This is a genomic window from Oceanicaulis alexandrii DSM 11625, from assembly GCF_000420265.1.
Taxonomy (GTDB): Bacteria; Pseudomonadota; Alphaproteobacteria; order Caulobacterales; family Maricaulaceae; genus Oceanicaulis; species Oceanicaulis alexandrii.
Window position 1 is genome coordinate 2,603,149 of sequence record NZ_ATUP01000001.1, and the last position, 18,227, is coordinate 2,621,375.

The 18,227-nt window shown below is 63.7% G+C and carries 18 protein-coding genes; 10 read left to right on the forward strand and 8 right to left on the reverse strand.

What is annotated here, in order from left to right; translation table 11 throughout:
- The first annotated feature begins 1 nt into the window (after position 1).
- From G405_RS16025 to G405_RS0112555, 6 genes are all read left to right on the forward strand, one after another.
- On the forward strand, positions 2–3,106 hold the full coding sequence (locus G405_RS16025; RefSeq protein WP_022701875.1) for an efflux RND transporter permease subunit: 3,105 nt from the start codon (positions 2–4) through the stop codon (positions 3,104–3,106).
- Positions 3,103–3,711, forward strand: coding sequence for an NUDIX domain-containing protein (locus G405_RS0112535; RefSeq protein ID WP_022701876.1), 609 nt, complete (start codon positions 3,103–3,105; stop codon positions 3,709–3,711). The genes G405_RS16025 and G405_RS0112535 overlap by 4 nt, the downstream gene beginning before the upstream one ends.
- Positions 3,712–3,746: 35 nt before the next feature.
- Entirely contained in the window at positions 3,747–4,574 is an 828-nt protein-coding gene (gene cysE / locus G405_RS0112540) for a serine O-acetyltransferase (protein ID WP_022701877.1), read from the forward strand.
- An 82-nt stretch (positions 4,575–4,656) separates the two neighbouring features.
- On the forward strand, positions 4,657–4,884 hold the full coding sequence (locus tag G405_RS0112545) for a DUF3126 family protein (RefSeq protein WP_022701878.1): 228 nt from the start codon (positions 4,657–4,659) through the stop codon (positions 4,882–4,884).
- Positions 4,885–4,915: 31 nt separating this feature from the next.
- Entirely contained in the window at positions 4,916–5,698 is a 783-nt protein-coding gene (locus G405_RS0112550; RefSeq protein WP_022701879.1) for an ATP-binding cassette domain-containing protein, read from the forward strand.
- Positions 5,691–7,244: an ABC transporter permease/substrate-binding protein gene (locus tag G405_RS0112555; RefSeq protein ID WP_022701880.1), complete on the forward strand. Its 1,554-nt coding sequence runs from the start codon at positions 5,691–5,693 to the stop codon at positions 7,242–7,244. Before G405_RS0112550 ends, G405_RS0112555 begins: the two co-directional genes overlap by 8 nt.
- 57 nt (positions 7,245–7,301) lie before the next feature.
- On the opposite strand, the gene G405_RS0112560 is transcribed toward G405_RS0112555, so the two are convergent.
- Complete coding sequence (locus G405_RS0112560) at positions 7,302–8,057, reverse strand: PhoH family protein (protein WP_022701881.1); 756 nt, start codon at positions 8,055–8,057, stop codon at positions 7,302–7,304.
- A gap of 331 nt (positions 8,058–8,388) precedes the next feature.
- On the opposite strand from G405_RS0112560, the gene G405_RS0112565 reads away from it, so the two are divergent.
- Positions 8,389–8,916: a gamma carbonic anhydrase family protein gene (locus G405_RS0112565; RefSeq protein WP_022701882.1), complete on the forward strand. Its 528-nt coding sequence runs from the start codon at positions 8,389–8,391 to the stop codon at positions 8,914–8,916.
- A gap of 63 nt (positions 8,917–8,979) precedes the next feature.
- On the opposite strand, the gene G405_RS0112570 is transcribed toward G405_RS0112565, so the two are convergent.
- The 4 genes from G405_RS0112570 to G405_RS0112585 form a co-directional block, all read right to left on the reverse strand.
- Positions 8,980–10,311, reverse strand: coding sequence for an OmpP1/FadL family transporter (locus tag G405_RS0112570; RefSeq protein WP_022701883.1), 1,332 nt, complete (start codon positions 10,309–10,311; stop codon positions 8,980–8,982).
- 156 nt (positions 10,312–10,467) lie between these two features.
- Positions 10,468–10,992, reverse strand: a complete 525-nt coding sequence (locus tag G405_RS0112575) for a DUF4339 domain-containing protein (RefSeq protein WP_022701884.1) — start codon at positions 10,990–10,992, stop codon at positions 10,468–10,470.
- A gap of 138 nt (positions 10,993–11,130) precedes the next feature.
- Positions 11,131–11,745, reverse strand: a complete 615-nt coding sequence (locus G405_RS0112580; protein WP_022701885.1) for a PilZ domain-containing protein — start codon at positions 11,743–11,745, stop codon at positions 11,131–11,133.
- A 55-nt stretch (positions 11,746–11,800) separates the two neighbouring features.
- Entirely contained in the window at positions 11,801–12,385 is a 585-nt protein-coding gene (locus tag G405_RS0112585) for a PAS domain-containing protein (RefSeq protein ID WP_022701886.1), read from the reverse strand.
- Positions 12,386–12,558: 173 nt separating this feature from the next.
- Between G405_RS0112585 and G405_RS0112590 the strand changes: the two genes are divergently transcribed.
- Positions 12,559–13,440 carry a hypothetical protein gene (locus G405_RS0112590; RefSeq protein WP_022701887.1) on the forward strand — a complete coding sequence of 294 codons (882 nt, stop codon included), beginning with the start codon at positions 12,559–12,561 and terminating at the stop codon, positions 13,438–13,440.
- A 145-nt stretch (positions 13,441–13,585) separates the two neighbouring features.
- On the opposite strand, the gene hfaD is transcribed toward G405_RS0112590, so the two are convergent.
- The 3 genes from hfaD to hfaA are packed head-to-tail and all read right to left on the reverse strand — an operon-like array spanning position 13,586 to position 16,185.
- Positions 13,586–14,824, reverse strand: coding sequence for a holdfast anchor protein HfaD (hfaD, locus tag G405_RS0112595; protein WP_156861505.1), 1,239 nt, complete (start codon positions 14,822–14,824; stop codon positions 13,586–13,588).
- On the reverse strand, positions 14,739–15,728 hold the full coding sequence (hfaB, locus tag G405_RS0112600; protein WP_022701889.1) for a holdfast anchoring protein HfaB: 990 nt from the start codon (positions 15,726–15,728) through the stop codon (positions 14,739–14,741). Before hfaB ends, hfaD begins: the two co-directional genes overlap by 86 nt.
- Positions 15,718–16,185, reverse strand: coding sequence for a holdfast anchoring protein HfaA (gene hfaA, locus G405_RS16030; RefSeq protein ID WP_022701890.1), 468 nt, complete (start codon positions 16,183–16,185; stop codon positions 15,718–15,720). Before hfaA ends, hfaB begins: the two co-directional genes overlap by 11 nt.
- A gap of 84 nt (positions 16,186–16,269) precedes the next feature.
- Between hfaA and G405_RS0112610 the strand changes: the two genes are divergently transcribed.
- On the forward strand, positions 16,270–16,983 hold the full coding sequence (locus tag G405_RS0112610; protein ID WP_022701891.1) for a rhomboid family intramembrane serine protease: 714 nt from the start codon (positions 16,270–16,272) through the stop codon (positions 16,981–16,983).
- A gap of 83 nt (positions 16,984–17,066) precedes the next feature.
- On the forward strand, positions 17,067–17,498 hold the full coding sequence (locus G405_RS0112615) for a CBS domain-containing protein (RefSeq protein ID WP_022701892.1): 432 nt from the start codon (positions 17,067–17,069) through the stop codon (positions 17,496–17,498).
- Positions 17,499–18,227: the final 729 nt, after the last annotated feature.

The following is an 18,227-nucleotide window of genomic DNA, read 5'->3' on the forward strand; positions in this document are numbered from 1 at the left end:
GATGGCCACCTTGTTCTTCCGGTTGCCGCGACTGACCTTGCTGGCGATTTTCCTCACACTCGCAGCTGGTCTTGCCGCTCTGGGCGTGATGGGGCGCCAGGAAGACCCGTCGCTCACTGAACGCTTCGGCGTCGTGGTCGCAAGCTTTCCCGGCGCCGACGCCGAGCGCATGGAGGCGCTGATCGTCGAGCCGATAGAAGCGGCGCTGATGGAGCTCGTGGAACTGGATGAAGTGGATTCCACGATCCGCTCAAATATCGCCCTGATCGGCGTGGATGTGCGAGAAGACCTCAGCCCCGCCATGGTGGAGCAAGCCTGGACGAAAGTGCGTGATCAGGTCTCCGCCGTAGAAGCCAGCCTGCCTGACGGCGTCCTGCCCCTTCGGGTGGAGCGCCAGTATATGGGCGCCGCGACGCTGGTGGTGTCGCTGAGCTGGCCCGAGGACTCTGACGCCGGTCTCGGTGTCTTGTCCCGATTGGCGGAAGACTTGGCGGATCGTATCCGCAGCGTGCCGGGCACCGATGAAACCGACATCTTTGGCGCCCCCGAAGAAGAAGTGCGCGTGACGCTGGACCCTGAAGCCGCGGCGGCGCTGGGGGTCACGGCGGCTGACATCGCCGGGGTGCTCGCGCGATCGGATTCCAAGGCGCCGGCAGGCCGTATGGCGGGGCCGGCGCTGGACGTGAATGTGGATGTCGCCGGCGCCTTCGAAACGCTCGACCGGGTGCGGGACGTTCCTGTGGCGCAAGGCGAGCAAGGCTTTTTGCGCCTGTCCGACATCGCCAGCGTAGAGCGCACCCTGCGCACCCCCAACGCCAGTGAAAGCTATTTCAACGGGCGGCGAACGATCCTCGTCGCTGGCTATCTGGAGCCCGAGCTCCAGGTGGACGCCTGGGATGCGCGCGCACAGGCGGTTGTGGCCGAGTTCGCCGCCGCCAATCCCGGCGTCGAGGTCGAGATCCTGATGGCCCAGTCCGAATATGTGGTGGACCGGCTGTCCGGGCTGGCGCGCAATCTGGGCTTTTCGGCGTTGATCGTGTTCGTCGTCTTGTTCTTCATGATGGGCTGGCGCAGCGCCTTCATCGTCGGGTCCGCCCTGCCGCTCACCGTGCTGCTGGTGATGGTGCTGATCAATTTCTACGGCGAGCCTTTGCACCAGATGTCGGTGACGGGGCTGGTCGTCGCGCTGGGATTGTTGATCGATAACGCCATTGTGGTGGTGGATGATTATCGCCTGCTGCGTGCTCGCGGGATGGAGCGACTGGACGCCGTGGACAAGGCGGTCAAGACTCTGTTCGGGCCGCTTCTGGCGTCGACGCTGACGACCATTTTCGCGTTCGGTCCCATCGCCTTGATGCCGGGGACAGCGGGCGAGTTCATCTCCATGATCGGCATTTCGGTGATATTCGCCGTGGCCGCCAGCTTCGTTCTGGCTTTCACGGTCATTCTGGCTATGGCCGCCTGGTTTGACGATGGCCGCGCCGGAGAAGAGAACGCGCCGTTCTGGCGCGATGGCCTGCGCGCCCGCCCGTTGTCCAGAATGTATCGCGGCGTTCTGGACGCGGTGATCGCGCAGCCTTGGCTTGGCGTGGCTCTGGGGCTCGTCTTTCCCATCGCCGGATTCGCCGCCGCCAGCACTTTGCCGGGGCAGTTTTTCCCGCCGACCGAACGCGACATGTTCCAGGTGCGGCTGGTGCTGCCGCCCGCCAGTTCGATCGACCTCACCCGCGACCGGGTGATGGAGGCGACCGATCTCATCCTGTCTTATGACGGGGTGGAAGATGTGGTCTGGGTGCTCGGCGAAGCCAGCCCGCGTGTTTACTACAACATGTTCGGATCCGAGGAGGGGCGACCGAACTTCGCCCAGGGCTTTGTCCGCGCGACCGACGCCCGGACCTCGCGCCGCGTGGTGCAGGCGCTTCAGGCTCAGGTCCGCGAGCAGTTTCCCAATGACCAATTCCTCGCCTTGCCGTTTGAGCAAGGACCGCCCGCGCCGGCGCCGATCGTCATCGGCGTCATTGGCCCGGATCTGGCGGTGCTCGATCAGCTGGGCGATGACATCCGGCGCATTCTGGGCTCGACGCCGGGCGTGACCTACACCCAGGCGGAGCTGGCGCTGGGCGAGCCCATCGTGCGCCTGAATGTTGATGAAGCGGCCGCCAGCCTGTTCGGCGTTCGGCTGGGCGATGTGGCGGACCGGGTCCGGGCCGATATTGACGGCGTGGTCGGGGGATCGGTGCTGGAGGGCGTTGAAGAATTGCCCGTTCGGGTCGTCGCCCCGCAAGACCGGCGCGCTTCTGCGTCTTTCATCTCCGCTGTTCCTGTGCCGACCGCAGACGGGTCCGGCCGCGCGACCCCTGTGGGCGCGCTCGGCGAGGTGTCTCTTGAGCCTGAGACGTCTGTGATCACGCGCACGGATGGAGAGCGTGTGAATGAGATCTACGGCTATCTCTCTCCCTATGTGCTGCCTGCGTCCACGCTCGCGGACTTCCAGCAGCGTTATGAGGCGCAAGGTCGGCCTTTGCCGCCGGGATACCGGCTTGTTCTGGGCGGTGAAGCGGAAAACCAGGGCGAGGCGATGGCGAATCTCATGTCCACCGCCATTCCCTTGCTGATCCTGATGGTCGCTGCGGTGGTTCTGGCGTTCAACTCCTTCCGCTATGCGGGCGTGATCTTCTGCGTCGGTTTCCTGTCCGTGGGGCTCGCCATGTTCGGCGTGTGGATGTTCGGAACGCCGCTGGGCTTTAACGCCATTGTCGGGTCTTTGGGGTTGGTGGGGCTGGCGATCAACGGCTCCATCGTGGTGCTCTCGGCTTTGAAGGCCAACACCAAGGCCCGCCAGGGAGATGCTGACGCCGTGCGTGAGACCGTGGTGGACGCCACCCGGCACATCATCGCCACGACGCTGACCACGATCGGCGGGTTCGCGCCCTTGCTGATCCAGGGCGACGCTTTCTGGCTGCCGTTTGCGGCGGCCGTCGCTGGCGGCGTCGCGGGGTCTGCGCTGCTGGCCCTGATCTTCGCGCCGGCGGCGTTTGTGCTGCTGTCGAGATTTGAAGCCCGGCCAGACCTGCCCGCCGTCAATACGCTGGAGCCTGTGTCATGACGGAGCGCAAGCGCGGCCCCTGGACGATCCTCAAAGAACGTCTGGGCTATGAGAATCCCTGGATGCGGGTGCGAGAGTTTGACGTGCTGCGTCCTGACGGAGCGCCGGGGCTTTATGGCGTTGTGGAGCCGAGCAACGCCGCCATCGGCGTGCTGCCCGTGTTTGCGAATGGCGATACCGTGTTGGTGGGGCAGTATCGTTTCGCGCTGGACGCCTATTCCTGGGAATTGCCCGAGGGCGGCGGCGCAGTGGGCGCCGATCCGCTCGGCGCTGCAAAACGGGAGCTGGCGGAAGAGACGGGCCTGAGCGCGTCTCACTGGTGCGAGCTGATTGAGTTTGATGTGTCAAATTCGATCACCAATGAGCGCGCCCACAGCTTTATCGCCTGGGGGCTTGAAGCGGGAGAGCCGGACCGTGAGGGCAGCGAGGCGGACATGCAGATGCGGCGTCTGCCCTTGCGCGAGGCGCTGTCCATGGCCACTTCTGGCGCTATTCGGGACGGGTTCACTCTGATCATGCTGATGACTGCGTTTGAAAAGGCCCGTCTTGGCGCACTTGACCCCGCCCTTTCCCGGTCCATCCTGTCCGGGCTTGAGAAAGCCTGAGACGCCCTGACTCGCGACCCTCACAGGAGCCGCCCATGACCATCGCGCAAACCCAGACTTTCGCGGAGACGCCGCTGGCCGGCTCTGTCTGGAACCGGCTGCGTCTGGAAGCCGCTTCGGCGGCGGCGGAAGAACCGATGCTGGCGAGTTTCCTGAACGCGGCGATCCTGCGTCATGACGGCCTGACCGAAGCGCTGGCGCACCGGGTTGCTGCCAAGATGAGCGATTCCCAGCTCGACGCCCTGCAGGTCCATGATGTGGCCAAGGCGGCGCTGGAAGCCGAGCATGATCTGGTCGAGCAGGCCGCCGCTGATATGCTGGCCGTGGATGAGCGCGATCCGGCCTGCCGGTCGCTCCTGCAGCCTTTCTTGTATTTCAAGGGCTTCCACTCCCTTCTGTGTTATCGCATCAGCCACCGCCTCTGGCGGGAAGGCCGCGACACGCTGGCGTTTCATATGCAAAGCCGGATGTCGGAGCGCTTTGGCGTCGACGTGCACCCCGCCGCCCAGCTGGGACGCGGCATCATGATCGACCACGCCACCTCGGTGGTGATCGGCGAGACGGCGGTGGTGGGCGACAATGTCTCGATCCTGCACGAAGTCACCCTGGGCGGCACGGGCGCGGATAGCGGCGACCGTCACCCCAAGATCGGCAATGGCGTGCTGATCGGCGCCGGCGCCAAGGTGCTGGGCAATATCGCCGTCGGCGCGGAAGCGCGGATTGCAGCCGGATCGGTCGTATTGTCTGACGTGCCGTCGCGCTGCACCGTGGCGGGCGTTCCCGCCAAGCCTGTGGGCGGGCGGTGCGCAGAGCCGTCGCGCACGATGGACCAGACCTTCCCCGCCAACGGCGACGACAGCTAGCCCTGCGCCCTTTGTGTTGCCCTGAGCGGGGAGAACGCTAGGGTGCGCCTGACTCATCGATCCATCAAAAAGAGGTAGTGCCGTGTCCGCGCCCGTTTTTACCGCTGCTGAAGCGAAAAAAGTCGAAACCTTTCTGCGCAGCAAGCTGAACCCGAAACTGGCGGTCCGCCTGCGCCAGCGCGCGGACGAATGCGCGGAAATCTACATCGAATCCGAATTGCTCGGCGTCGTGTCCAAGAATGTCGAAGAGGGCGAAACCTCTTACTCCTTCGAGATCGTCATCCTCGACATCGACCTTGAAGGTATCTGATCAGTCGCTCTGACTGGCGATATCACCTCCCGTGATCCTGAGCGTCGACCAGCTTGAAAAAACCTATCGCGGCGGCGTGAAAGCCGTCCGCGATGTCAGCTTCGACGTGGATGCGGGAGAGCTGGTGGCCCTGGTCGGCGAGTCCGGCTGCGGCAAGACCACAACGCTTAAATGCATCAACCGCCTGCTGGAGCCGAGCGCCGGTCGGGTCTTCGTTGAAGACGAAGATGCGGCCGGGCTTGATCCTGTAAACTTGCGGCGCCGGATCGGCTGGGTGATGCAGGGCGACGGCTTGTTTCCCCATATGAGCGTTGGCGACAATGTCGCCGTCACCCTCAGGCTGCTCGACTGGGCGCCGCAGAAAATCTCACACAGAGTGGATGACGTGCTGGAGCTGGTTCGGCTGGACCCGGCGCTTTTCCGCGATCGGCGTCCCGGCACGCTGTCGGGCGGTCAACGCCAGCGAGTCGGCGTCGCGCGCGCGCTGGCGGCGGGCTCAAACCTCGTCTTGATGGACGAACCCTTCGGCGCTCTGGACCCCATTACGCGCGACGCCTTGCGTCGTGACTTCATCGCCTTGCAGCGGCGGATGGGGTTTGCAGCGGTCATGGTGACCCATGACATGGCCGAAGCGCTGTTGATGGCGGACAGGATCGCGGTCATGCATGACGGTGAGATCGTCCAGTCCGGCAGGCCCCGGACGCTGCTGAACGCGCCTGGCCACGCCATTGTCAGGACCATGCTGGAAAGCCCGCTTCATGAAGCGGACGCCGTACAGGCCCTGAAGGCCGAGGCGGAGCGTGACGATGTTTGACGCTCTACCCAGCCTGATTGAAAACCTGCCCGCCTATCTGGGCGGCCATATGCGCCTGTCTGTCGCTGCGATCCTGACGGCGCTTATCGTGTCCTTGCCGGTGGGAATCGTCGCGGCGCGCAATCCCGTCATCGGCCGTCCGGCGCTGGGCGTGGCGAGCGTGCTGCAAACCATTCCCGCGCTCGCTCTGTTGGCGCTGATGGTGCCGTTGCTGGGCGGGATGATCGGGTTTTTGCCCGCTTTCATTGCGCTGACGCTGTATGGCGTGCTGCCGATTTTGCGCAACACCATTGTCGGGCTTCAGGGCGTGGACGTCACAGTCCGTGAAGCGGCGCGGGGCGTCGGGATGTCGCCGGCGCAAAGCCTGATGCAGGTCGAGCTGCCGCTGGCGGCGCCGGCCATCATTGCGGGAATCCGCACCGCGACGGTCTGGGTTGTCGGCGCGGCGACCCTGGCGACGCCGGTGGGGGCAACCAGCCTGGGCAATTACATTTTCTCCGGCCTGCAGACACGCACCTGGGCGGCGGTCATTTTCGGCTGTCTGTGCTCGGCGGGCTTGGCCCTGTTGCTGGACCAGCTGATCGCGGCCTTCGAACGTGCGTTGAAATCGGGGGAGCGTCGCGGCGCGATCGGGGCGGCGCTCGCCACGGTTCTCGTTCCGGCTTTGGCCCTCGGCGCCGCCAGTGTCATCAACAGCACTCCCAATGACAGAGCGGGCGCAGAGATGGCGCGCGCTGAAAGCGGGCTCAGCGACCAGCCCGTCGTGGTGGGCGCGAAAAGCTTCACCGAGCAATACATCCTCGCCGAAGTCATCGAATCCCGGCTCCGCGCGGCGGGCGCCCAGACGGAACGCCGTGACAATCTGGGCTCCACAGTGGTGTTTGACGCGCTGCGCTCGGGTGAGATCGACGTCTATGTGGATTACACTGGCACGCTGTGGGCCAACGCCATGGGCGAGGATGCGCCCATAGGCCGGCATCTGATGAACGCAGCAGTGACGAGCTGGCTGTATGACAATGCGGGAATCGTCTCGCTGGGGCGGCTGGGATTTGAGAACGCCTATGGATTCGCCGTCACCCGCACGTTTGCGGACGCGAATGAACTTGAAACGATTTCAGATTTGGCCCGCTTGTCATCGCTGTCGATCGGGGCCGACCCTGAGTTTTTCGCACGCCCTGAATGGGAGCGCACGCGTAGCCTTTACGGTCTGGAGGGCGTCGAGCAACGCAGCATGGATTCCACCTTCATGTATGACGCGGTTCAGAACGGGGCGGTTGACGTGATTACCGCCTATACGTCTGACGGACGTGTGCTGGCGTATGACCTGGTCGTGCTTGAGGACCCGCTTGGCGCGCTGCCGCCTTATGACGCTGTGATCCTGCTGTCAGCCGAAGCGGCGCAGCGTCCCGCGATCGCCCGCGCACTGGCGCCGCTCCTGGGCGCAATCGATGCGGATTTGATGCGGCAGGCCAACGCCGTTGTGGAAGTCGAGCGTCGACCTGTGAGCGAGGCCGCTCAGCTGATCCTGGACGCTGTTGAGCCCTGAACGCGAAACGGCCCCGCGCCGGAGCGCGAGGCCGTTCATTTGTTCCCGGGTTTGGCCTTACAGAACGGTCAGCATGCTGGCGACCAGCGGGTGACGGACGATGTCTTCCTGCTGGAGCCGGATGATCCCGATATGATCAACTTCTTCGAGCTTGTCTGCGATGGTTGCGAGCCCTGACATCTCGGGCAACAGGTCGGTTTGCGCCGGGTCGCCGGTGACAACCATGGTGGAATTCCACCCAAGGCGCGTCAGCAGCATTTTGAGCTGTGCGTAGGTGCAGTTCTGCGCCTCATCGACCACCACGAAAGCGTTGTTGAGGGTGCGGCCGCGCATATAGCCGATCGGGGCGATCTCGATCAGGCCTTCCGCCATCAGCGCTTTCAGGCGTTTGGGGCTCAGCCGGTCCGCCAGCGCGTCATAGAGCGGACGCAGATAGGGGGCGAGTTTCTCTTCCATGGCGCCGGGCAGGAAGCCGATCGATTCGCCTGCCTCCACGGCAGGACGCGACAGGACGATGCGGCCCACTTCGCCGTTTTCCAGCGCTTCCACGCCCTTGGCGACGGCGAGATAGGTCTTGCCCGTCCCCGCCGGGCCCAGAGCCATCACCAGATTGTGGGAATCAATGGATTCCATGAGCTCGGCCTGATTCTTAGAGCGCGGCTTGACGTTCTTGGTATAGCTCTGGTCGCGCATCGGCTCCTTGTCGTCCGGGGACCAGCTGGTTCCAGGAAAGAGCGAGCGAACTTTCTCTTCCTCGTAGGAGTCAGCATTGAATTGTCCGGCTTGGCGGCGTTTGGTGGCTCGTCTGCCCATGTCAGGCCCTCCAGAAGACAAGAAAAAACCCCTCACGCGGCAGCGGAGGGGTCATCAAAGCGGTGGAGATGGAGGCTGAGGACACAGACGATTCCGACGCGCACGGCGGCGGGGTCATCTGAGCTTGCGGTGGCGCGTACGCCATGGCGACCTCCTTCACACATCCGGCGCCTTGCGGCGCGTGCGAAGCGAATCGAAACCTTGATCTCGAATCGCATGCACAGTCTGATGTTGGACGCCTAACGAAGTATGAGTCCATAGGTCTCATGGCCGACATAAATATGTTTTCAGACCGCAATATATTGCGGCGCAACACCTGGGGAGGCCCCAAATGACCCTGTACAGCCTGGACGATGTGAGCCCGGAGATCAGTGATGACGGCGCCTGGGTCGCCCCCGATGCGGCGTTGATCGGCCGTGTAAAACTCTTGCCCCGTGCGTCAGTCTGGTTCGGCGCCGTGCTGCGCGGCGACAATGAGCTGATCACCATCGGCGAAGAGTCCAATGTGCAGGACGGTTCGGTCATGCACACCGATATGGGCTTTCCCCTGACTTTGGGAAAAGGCGTCACCGTAGGCCACAAGGCCATGCTGCATGGCTGTACCGTGGGCGATTACTCGCTGATCGGCATCGGCGCGACGATTCTCAACGGCGCCAAGATTGGCAAGAACTGCATCATTGGCGCACACGCCCTGATCACCGAAGGCAAGGAGATCCCGGACGGATCGGTCGTGATGGGCGCGCCGGGCAAGGTGGTGAAAGAGATTGGTGAGGGGGTGGCCGAGATGCTCAAGGCCAGCGCCGATCATTACGCCGATAACGCCGCGCGCTACGCCAAGGGGCTGAAACCGGTCGGATAGACTGAATCACAACGGCGCCGCAGGAGCTCCTGCGGCGCCGTCATTGTAGGGATGGGCTTGAACCTAGCGGCGCCAGGTCAGGGACAGGCCGACAATATCGGCGACATTGTCGTACTCGCCGATCACGCGGTCACCGGTGGAACCCACATGATTGATCGGCGCGTCATCAAACATCAGGTGCTGATAGCCGGCGTCGAGCTGCAGGGCTTCCGTCAACTGATACGAAGCGCCGAGCGCGACGATGGTTCGATCTGAATCGGGCACGCGCGTCGTGCGGTGTTCGTCTTCGGTCGGGCTTTCGTCATAGGCCAGGCCCGCGCGCAAGGTCAGACGCGTATTATAGCGATACTCGCCGCCAATGGCGTAGCGCGCCACGCCGTCATAGCCCAGGGTCTCGCCTGCTGCCGGTTGGGCGGGGTTGTCAAATTCGACCACCAGGCGCTCGAAATCCCAGAAGGTGTAGGCCACGGACGCGTTCAGCGAGAGCTGGTCATTGACCTGGTGCGCCACGCTGACCGCCAGCTCCGCCGGCAGGTTGAGTTCAGCCGAGCCAGGCGTGTCGGTAAAGGCGGGCTGGAAGAGGGCGGCGTTCGCCGGCGCACCGAAATCGGCCTCGCCTTCCAGAGTGTGATCCACTTTGGAGCGGTAAGAGACGCCGATGCGCGTGGTCTCGGTCAGGTCATAGAGCGCGCCCACATTCCAGCCGAACGCCCAGTCATCGCCGGTGACCCGCAAATAGCCTTCGGGGCGTCCCGGCAAAAAGCCGGTCGCGGTGCATTGCGCTGCGCTCAGCTGGCCGAGGCAGACTGCGCTGAAGTCGATATGGCTGGCCAGGGTCGCTTCGGAGTATTGCGCGGATACGCCAAACCCCAGCGACAAACGGTCTGTGACCTGAACGCCGAGGGAGGGGTTGATCTCGGCGACTTTCAGCGCGCTTTTCACGCTTTGAAAGCGGGTGACGGAATCCTGATTGTATTCTGTCGCCAGACCGAAGGGTGCGGTCACGCCCAGACCCAGCACGACCCGATCATTCAGGCGGCGGGAGAGATAGAAATTGGGAATGACGGCGTCGTTGAACAGATCGTTTTCTTCGGTGCCGCCCAGCGGGCGCCCCAGCACATCCACGGATCCCGCATTTGTGAAGTCGCCCTGGCCGATAATGGCGTGCGCGCCGACCTGAACCTGCAAGCCGTCCAGACGCGCCAGGCCTGCGGGGTTGGACCAGATCGTTGAGGGATCGTCAGCCAGCGCCGCATAGCCGGCGTCCGCCATGCCGAGATCCCGGACCGAATACTCCGACAGCTTGAAGCCGCCTGCGAGAGCCGGGGTGGCGGTGGTCAGAGCCAGGCCGGCGGCCAGCCCCAGATGGGCGAGGAGGGGGGGAGTGCGGAGCATGAACAATCCTTTGGATGGCTTTTCTGTGCAGGCTCTTCAGAGCCTTTGGGGCACAGATGTGCATCCGCAGCATTCATGACAACGCATAAAAACAGACCTGTGACAGCGATGTGATGTCACCGGCGATACTGTGCAGCAATCGCAGCAGTCCTTGGATCAGTCGCGGCGACCCCACAGGTCGCGGATGCGTTGATCCGCCGTGCGGCCCAGATTGAACCAGGCGCTGCGGTCGCGCGAGGCGTCCACCACAAGCAGTTTGTCATCACGCGCCAGCAAATGGCTCAGCTCATTTCGCAAATGTGCCGCGCTTGCAGCGCCGCGCAGCAACCAGACACCGGGCGTAATGGCTTCCACATCCCCGAAATCCTTGAGCGCGGCTTCAAACCCGCCGCGGCTGTCAGAGTTGAGGTCGGCGACGATGACGAAATTGGAGGTGCGGGCGTCGCTGGGCGCGGGGCGGCGTTCGCCCGGCGCGCGCCGGGCTTCATCCAGCCAGGCTTTGAGCTGCGGCACGTCGCGGGCATCGCGAAATTCACCATCGCGTTGTTCTGATACGGTGGAATGCGCAGCTACGCGGCCTTCGCCGACGAAGGCGCGCATCTGCGCTCCGGTGTAAGGCCCGTACACACGGCCTTCCACTTTCACAAACCAGGACATGGCGATTCCGTCGTCGCGCGGCATCAATAATTCTCCCGGCCAAAGGGCCCTATTGCCTGAGGCGTCATCCTCTCAGAGGCAAGAAACGGGCCGTTCCCCTCGGTATATGGTGTCTCAAGATGACGCTGTCATGCGTGATCTGTGAAAAACCACCCGGAGCCCTCAACTCCGGTCGGCAGAAGGATCGAACGCTACTGCGAAGCCATTGTCCAGCCATCGTGCGACATGACCCTGCATATCGCCCACACGAACGGCCTCTCCCAGACGGGGGCGTTCGAGGCAGGCGAAGGCGGCGCCGCTGATGGAGACGTCAATGACGTCCGCCTGGATCACCACCCCGTCACGCAAGCGGATTTTCGCGCGTCCGCGGCCTGGTTTGCGGGGTGCGGTGCGGTCTTCATCCAGACCCAAGCGTTGCATATTGAAACGCCAGGTGATGGCGTCTGCCAACCGGTCACGTTTGCGCTGGGAGCCTTGCAGCCGGACGATGAAACCTGAGCGACCTGCACGCAGAACCTCGCCCTCAAGCCGTCCCAGGCCGTCAAACAACAAGACGACGCGTTCGCCCTTCGCCGGCGGGGTTTTGCTGGAGATGCGGGCGCCGCCGGGGGATATGTCCACAAGCGTGCAGGTGAATTCGCCCGCGCTGGGCGACAGGCCTCGTCCATTCACAGACAGGCGCACACGACGATGACGGCGGCGCTCTTCAGCGCCGCGCGCGGCAATCTTGATTTTCCGGCGGTCCAGCCGGGCGCTCAAATCAACCGGTCGCGTCATCTCACCCTCGACTCACACGTCAGACTAGGGCGCGCAGACTTAATATTTCGCTAGTTTAGCTGTCGTTCGCCACACGCAGGCCCACCGCTTCAAAGCTGGGCGCGGTGAAGGCGGAGAAATGCGGATCCGGGCATTGCGCTGGATGCAAAGCCTGCAGCCGGTGTCTGACGATAGGGCGGCTATTGGCCGGTCTCGGCGTCAGAGGTTGGTACAGACCCAGCACCCGGTCCAACCAGCCTTCCGGCCCCTTTAGCGGCAATAACGCGATTTCCACCTGCGTCTGCTCGCTGTCCAGGCTCACAGCTTCAGTCACCAGGCTGGCTGGAGCGGGCGTAGACAGCGCGCCTTCCAGGAGCGCCGAGACATGCGCCCGGTCATGGCCCTGCCAAAGCGAGAGAAAGTTCTGATCGCGGAATTCGCGCTGGTGCATGCGGCACAGCCCGGTCCCTGCAAGCCGGAACACATGGTGGCCCTGATCCATTCGGCGCAACAAGAACAGGTTCGCCAGTAACGAACCCAGATCCTCAGGGGCGATATCAGCGCGTTGCGGCGCGGACTCGCCACGCCGGCGAGCGTCCCAATAGGCCAGCAAAGTTTTTGTGTTGGGGTGCTTCACGCGCCGTCCCTCTTCCTTCGTCATGTCTGGCGTCCCTCTTCCGAACCTTGAAAAGGCGCGGCGCCGAACTTGACGGCACAGATTGCAAGGGGCTTGCCAAACCTCTGTCTCAGGCGGTTTTTCCGTGTTGAGAAATGCGGCGCCCGTGTTCGGCCTCTGTCTTGCAAGTGGATCGGGGAATGAGAACGGAGACCGCCATGCGCGTTTCAACACGATACGCTTCTGCACTGGCCGCCCTGGCGGCGGGCCTTCTGGCGTCCGCGGCGATGACCGCGCCGGCGCAGGCTGTGACCCTGACCGGCTCTGGCGCCGGGGACCCGTGTTGCGCCCCGCCGCCTCCGCCGCCTCCGTGTTGCACCCATCCGGGCGGGCCTGTGATCGGCACGCCCAGCATCAATATCGGCGCGCCTAGCGTTCATGTGGGCGGCGTCACGGTGAACAACTCCGTCAACGTCAATGTCAGCGCGACAGCCAGCGCTGGAGCGACCGCCACGGCGTCATCAGGTTCGGGCGCCACGATCTATTATGGCGGCGGCGGATATTTCGGCCGCGGCACGGCCCCGGCCGCGAGCATGGTTTCAGGCCTGCGCCTGGCCGGTGAAAGCGAATACGAGAGCTATGAAGAAGAGCGCTCGCGCTGGGTCGAGGAATGGCGGCTGGTCCGCGCCTATTGCATGGACGATAGCGGCAATCCGCATCCTGCTTCGCGTCCGGACCCTGATGAGCGCGTGACGCCTGACTTTGACGGCGAGATCTTCCGCTGCGTCGCGGGCACCGCGCTTCAGGCGACTTTGGGATGGCGCGAAGATGGCGAGGACCGTTTCGACGGCGTCTCCATCCAGTGTCAGAAAGGCGAAGCGCTGCGCTATGGCCGCGGCGGCGAGCTGTTCTGCGCGCCGCAGGAACATCGCCGCAACTGTAATGAGCGCTCGCTTCTGCGCCTGCACGGCCCGGGCGTGAAGCTGATCTGGTATCGCTATGAAGAACATTACACCGAGACTGTCGAACGCCGCAGCGAACGGTATGAGCGCAGCTCGATGACCCTGATGCTCGATGGCGGCGTGGGCGGATACCACTAAGTCTCCGGTCTTTGTGACAGACAAACCCCGAAGGTTCCGCCTTCGGGGTTTTTTGTGCGTCGAAGCCGGGCGCCCTGACACTGAACAAGAAAAAGCCGCCTCAGAGATGAGGCGGCCAGTCAGTTGGGTGGGTATTCTGTGTGGCTTAGTTGCCGCGGGTCTGCGTCGCGAAGGTCGCGGCGTTGCCCACTGCTGTGGCCGAGCTTGTGACCGTGCGCACCTGGCCGTTGTGCACCGTGACGGCGCTGGCGGTGACGGCGCCGGAATTGATCTGGTTGATCTCACCCGTCACGCCCACCGGGCAGCTGGCGCAGACATAGGCCGATTGCGCATTGCCGATTGCGGTGGCGTTCAGAACAGAGCCCAGGCCTGCGCCCGAGCCGCCATCATAACCGCCCACCATGGACACGTTGGCGATCACATCGCCGGAATTGGTTTGCTGGACGCCGGAATAGGTGTTCGCGCCGATGGTGGAGGTCAGGACCGAGTTGCCCACGGCGTTGGCGGAGCCTGTCGCATAACCATTGGCGAATTCGCCTGCCAGAATGACGGTTTCAGAGCGCACATCGCCGGAATTGGACTGGACGCCGCCCACCTGGCTGTCGCCATAATCGTTCTGGAAGGTGGCGGTGTTGCCCGCAGCTTGCGAGGCCGCCGTGACGCCATAGTCGGCATTGCCGATCTCGGCGTAAGCGGTTGAGGTCGTTGACCCCGATTGGGACTGATCCAGCGTCAGCACCGAATCCTCGTCCTCGGCGGTGGAGAGCAGGCTGTTGCCTGCTGCGACTGCGCCGACGACGCTGGTTTCGATCTCGGCGCCTGCGGCTTCCACGCGCGCGTCAGCGCTTGAGTCCGCCGCGCTCGCCTGGCGAATCGACAAGGTCTTACCGCCTTCCGCGCTCGTCTGGATCGCATTGACGGCGCTCGAAGCGGTTTGCACGGTGTGAGCGGCATAGTCAGATATGCGCAGGCGTGACAGCGCGCTGACCTGTCCGGCTTGGGCGGTCTGCTCAAGATCCATCGCCAGGGCGCCATCCTCGACACCCGCCGTCAGGGCGTTGCCCTGAGCGGTGGCGGTGCTGATGACGCTGGCCCACACCCCGTTCGCGCTCAGAAGCGAGCTGGCGCTGACCGAGCCGTCGAAATTTTGCACGCCCGAGATTTCGCTGTCGCCAGAGAGCGCGCCCGTGCCGGAATTGCCCTGCGCGACAGCCGTGGAGATCATGTCCCGCACGCCGTCCGCACTCTGATTGTCTTCACTTGAGACAGGGCCCGTCTGGTCCTGGTCGAGCTCGACCTTATTGATAGGTTCCGCGAAGCTGGCTGCGGATATCAGAGTCGCGGCGCTGGTGCCCGCGATTAACACTCGTGCGAGCCTGGACATAAGGAGCCTCCGTGGGGGCGTAAGCGGTGTTCAACTGAACGCCGCCGGTAATGTTGGACGGGCCGATCGGGTCGTTGAAGGAGCAGACCTGCTCTGGCGCGACCTGGTAAAGCTGGGAGGAAATCTCCAGCACGGCGCGCTCGACGACCGAACGCACGGCCAGCTGGATCGGCTCGAGCGAGCGACCGCCGGCCGAGGCGTCCAGCACCACATCGCCAAAGAAGGCGAAGACGCCGGCGGACAATTCGCGGCCGATGATCTGCTTCTGGTAGGAGACGACGTCCACCACTTCCAACGTGCGCGAATCGATGAGGCGCAGGTCGAGACCCACATTCATCACATACATGCGGCGCGAGAAGACGCCTGACGGGCTGGAATCAACGCTGTCGCCCGCCAGAATATCCTGCCCGTTCGAGCGGATATTGGCGTTCAGCTCGGTGATCCCGCCCACAAGATAATAGTCAGAGCCGGGAATCGAGCCGGCGTAGATCTGGCGATAGCCGTCCTGCTCGGCGGCGTCGCCGATCAGCTGGTTGTTGGCGTAGCGCAGCTCGAGCTCGGCGACCGACGTGTCAAAACGCTCCACAAGCCGTGCGCCCGCTTTCGCAAAGGCGCTGATCGCCATCAGGGACGCGCCCTGGGTGACGCGGGTGCCGCCTTCAGGGTTCATCTGGCCGGTATAGTCCGCGATCCGGCCCACAGCGACGCGCGGCGCGGCCTGGCCATGCTGGCGCGCATATCCGGACAGACACACAAGCGCATCGGAATAAGGCGTCGGGTTCGGGGTCACCGGCGCGCTGCCGGTCGGCGTGGCGTACAGCCCGTCAGACCCCGGCGTCGAGGTGGCGCAGGCTGTAAGCGTCAGAGCGGACACGGCAGCGGCGAGGAGGCGCTTAACGATCATTGGCGGACGCTCCTTGGGTGGACTGAGAATTTGCGGTCGCGGCTACGGCGCCCGCATTGGCGGTGATGTCGCCGGTATTGGTCTGGCGGTTGTTCACCACCACCGTGTTGTAATTGCCGTTCACCACCACATTGAGCTGGTTGCCGACGGCGCTGGCGCCAGCGGAGGCGAACAGGCCTGACTGGTTTTGCGTGTTCAGTCCGACGCCGGCCGAGCTCTGGGCGAGGGCGCTGGCCTGGGCAGAGACGCCGACGCCGGTCTGGATGACGCCGTTCAGCACGACCCGGTTGCCGCCGCGGCGGGCGCCGACATAGGCTTGGTTTTCCGCGCCATAGGCCTGACCATAGGGCCGCGTCCATTCGGACGGATTGGGAGCGGTGGACTGCGCCAGGGCGGCGGAGGCTGCAAAAATCGCGGCGCCGGAAGCGCAGAGCCAGACTTTAAGCTGACGGGTCATGCCTTAAGTGTCCTCTTTGAAGACGGTTTGCGTTTCAGGCTGCAATGGCCGTGCCAGACTGATCGCCTGCCAGGGAAATTCGCCATGAGCGCCATGCCTCCGCCGCACTCCGAAGACGACCCGTCCGGTATTGACCCGCCGCCCCGGCCGGAACCGCAATCGCGCGAACCCTTGTTCAATGCGTTTCCCGGCGTCGTTCTGGTGCTGGGCGCGGTGATGCTGGGCGTTCAGATCGCTGATTCGATGGCGGCGGGGCAGGGCGGGCTGGCCCATGGTCTCATCTATTGGGCGGGAACCTTGCGCACCGGCGCGACCGCAGAGGCCTTTCCCCCGGCGCCCGGTTTCGGCCTCAGCCCTTATGTACTGCACGTCTTCGTGCATTTCGGCTGGGCGCATCTCCTGATCAATCTGGGCGCGCTCGCGGCGTTCGGCGCAGTGTCACGCGCGCCGTTCGGACCGGGCTTGCGCGGCGATCTGGGCTTTCTGGCCTTCTTTTTCGCCTGCGCGGTTGGCGGCGCTGTGCTGCATCAGCTGACGCATATGAACGCGCCTTCCATGATGGCGGGCTCTTCAACCGCGATCTCTGGGTTGCTGGCGGCGGCCGGCTGGATGAGGGGCGGGCGCGCCGGCATGCTCCGGCTCGCCGTGCCCTGGTTCTTGATCAACCTGGCGATCGCCCTCGCAGGCCTGGTATTCCCCGTGCCACTCGCCTGGGCAGGGCATGTGGGCGGGCTTCTGGTGGGGATGGCCGCCTATCCGGCGTTCGTGCGTTATTTGCGTGTCCGGCCGACCGTCTGAAAGCGGCGTCGCTCAAGCAGAGCGTTTGAAGGGCGAGCCGTCTTACGATTATACTCTCATGACAAGAAGTCAGGGAGGTCGCCATGACCGCTGCGCGTATTCTGGACGACAAGGGGGCGACGGTCTTCACCGTCCGCCCGACGCAGAGCTTGCAAGAGGCCGCTGCAGCGCTCACCCAATACAAGGTGGGCGCCGTGATCGTGACGGGAGCGGACCAGGAGCCGGTCGGCGTGTTTTCCGAACGCGATCTTGCCCGGGCCGTCGCCCAGTCAGGCGCATCTGCGCTCATTGAACCTGTCAGCTCCGTGATGAGCACGGGTCTGATTACGGCTGGCCCGTCAGATACGGTCGATACGCTTTTGTCCCTGATGACGGAGAAGCGGGTGCGCCATATCATCATCATGCAAGGCTCTGACATGCAGGGCGTGGTCTCGATCGGTGATGTGGTCAAGCGCAAGATCGCCCAGACCGAAGCGGAGGCCGAAAGCCTGAAGGCCTATATAGAAGGGGCCTGATCACGCCGTCTGGTGGGTTTTGGCCATGGCGCATCATCAGGCGGTCTGGGCGGCGCTTGAGCCGAAAGGCGGACTGTCGCCGCGTCTGCACAAAGATGCACAAAAACCGCTCACAAGGGTTGCGCCCGTCAGGAGGCGGGGATACACCCCACGACCTCGGCGGCGGGCACACGACCTCGCAGCCGGCCAGTGAAAATCTTCTGAAGATTGATCTTGCCGGCCGCAGCGAACTGGCCCATACTGCTGAGCCTCTCCGAAAGGAAGGAGTTCAAAAACCGGCGAAGCCGCTTCGCTGGAACCGATGCTTTCGTGTCGTTTTCAGCTGGCCTAACCGACTGCAGAACTTCTGAGATTTGGAGTTGACCGGGTAGTTTGGTTCTTATAGAAACCGCGCTCCTTGGTTGGCCCTCGGGTTTGGCGTTTCGGCGCTGCACATGAGGGGTTGACGGAAGGTTTGGGTTTCACTAGAAACCGCGCTCCTTCAGCCGGGTAGCTTCTTTCGTGAGGCGGTTCGGCGGTCAGGTTTCCGGGCTGCGGCCTGGATGATTTGGCCGGCTCTTTGACATTGTTGGTTTTTGGAAAGAGAAGCGCAGGCGGCGGCTTTCTGCGAGTGGAACAGCCCATTGGGCGATGCCATTCACTTAGAGCTGTTTAGCTTGTTAGTTTCTCTTCAAGGTGTGGAGGTTGGATATCTGGCTTCGGTTAGGTATCTGTTATCTCTGTCACTTT

What these genes read in the sequence shown, in the direction of transcription:
- G405_RS16025 (WP_022701875.1), top strand. Translation starts at nt 2, where the DNA reads ATGGCCACCTTGTTCTTCCGGTTGCCGCGACTGACCTTGCTGGCGATT.
- G405_RS0112535 (WP_022701876.1), top strand. Translation starts at nt 3,103, where the DNA reads ATGACGGAGCGCAAGCGCGGCCCCTGGACGATCCTCAAAGAACGTCTG.
- cysE (WP_022701877.1), top strand. Translation starts at nt 3,747, where the DNA reads ATGACCATCGCGCAAACCCAGACTTTCGCGGAGACGCCGCTGGCCGGC.
- G405_RS0112555 (WP_022701880.1), top strand. Translation starts at nt 5,691, where the DNA reads ATGTTTGACGCTCTACCCAGCCTGATTGAAAACCTGCCCGCCTATCTG.
- G405_RS0112560 (WP_022701881.1), bottom strand. Translation starts at nt 8,057, where the DNA reads ATGGGCAGACGAGCCACCAAACGCCGCCAAGCCGGACAATTCAATGCT.
- G405_RS0112565 (WP_022701882.1), top strand. Translation starts at nt 8,389, where the DNA reads ATGACCCTGTACAGCCTGGACGATGTGAGCCCGGAGATCAGTGATGAC.
- G405_RS0112570 (WP_022701883.1), bottom strand. Translation starts at nt 10,311, where the DNA reads ATGCTCCGCACTCCCCCCCTCCTCGCCCATCTGGGGCTGGCCGCCGGC.
- G405_RS0112575 (WP_022701884.1), bottom strand. Translation starts at nt 10,992, where the DNA reads ATGCCGCGCGACGACGGAATCGCCATGTCCTGGTTTGTGAAAGTGGAA.
- G405_RS0112580 (WP_022701885.1), bottom strand. Translation starts at nt 11,745, where the DNA reads ATGACGCGACCGGTTGATTTGAGCGCCCGGCTGGACCGCCGGAAAATC.
- G405_RS0112585 (WP_022701886.1), bottom strand. Translation starts at nt 12,385, where the DNA reads ATGACGAAGGAAGAGGGACGGCGCGTGAAGCACCCCAACACAAAAACT.
- G405_RS0112590 (WP_022701887.1), top strand. Translation starts at nt 12,559, where the DNA reads ATGCGCGTTTCAACACGATACGCTTCTGCACTGGCCGCCCTGGCGGCG.
- hfaD (WP_156861505.1), bottom strand. Translation starts at nt 14,824, where the DNA reads ATGTCCAGGCTCGCACGAGTGTTAATCGCGGGCACCAGCGCCGCGACT.
- hfaB (WP_022701889.1), bottom strand. Translation starts at nt 15,728, where the DNA reads ATGATCGTTAAGCGCCTCCTCGCCGCTGCCGTGTCCGCTCTGACGCTT.
- hfaA (WP_022701890.1), bottom strand. Translation starts at nt 16,185, where the DNA reads ATGACCCGTCAGCTTAAAGTCTGGCTCTGCGCTTCCGGCGCCGCGATT.
- G405_RS0112610 (WP_022701891.1), top strand. Translation starts at nt 16,270, where the DNA reads ATGAGCGCCATGCCTCCGCCGCACTCCGAAGACGACCCGTCCGGTATT.
- G405_RS0112615 (WP_022701892.1), top strand. Translation starts at nt 17,067, where the DNA reads ATGACCGCTGCGCGTATTCTGGACGACAAGGGGGCGACGGTCTTCACC.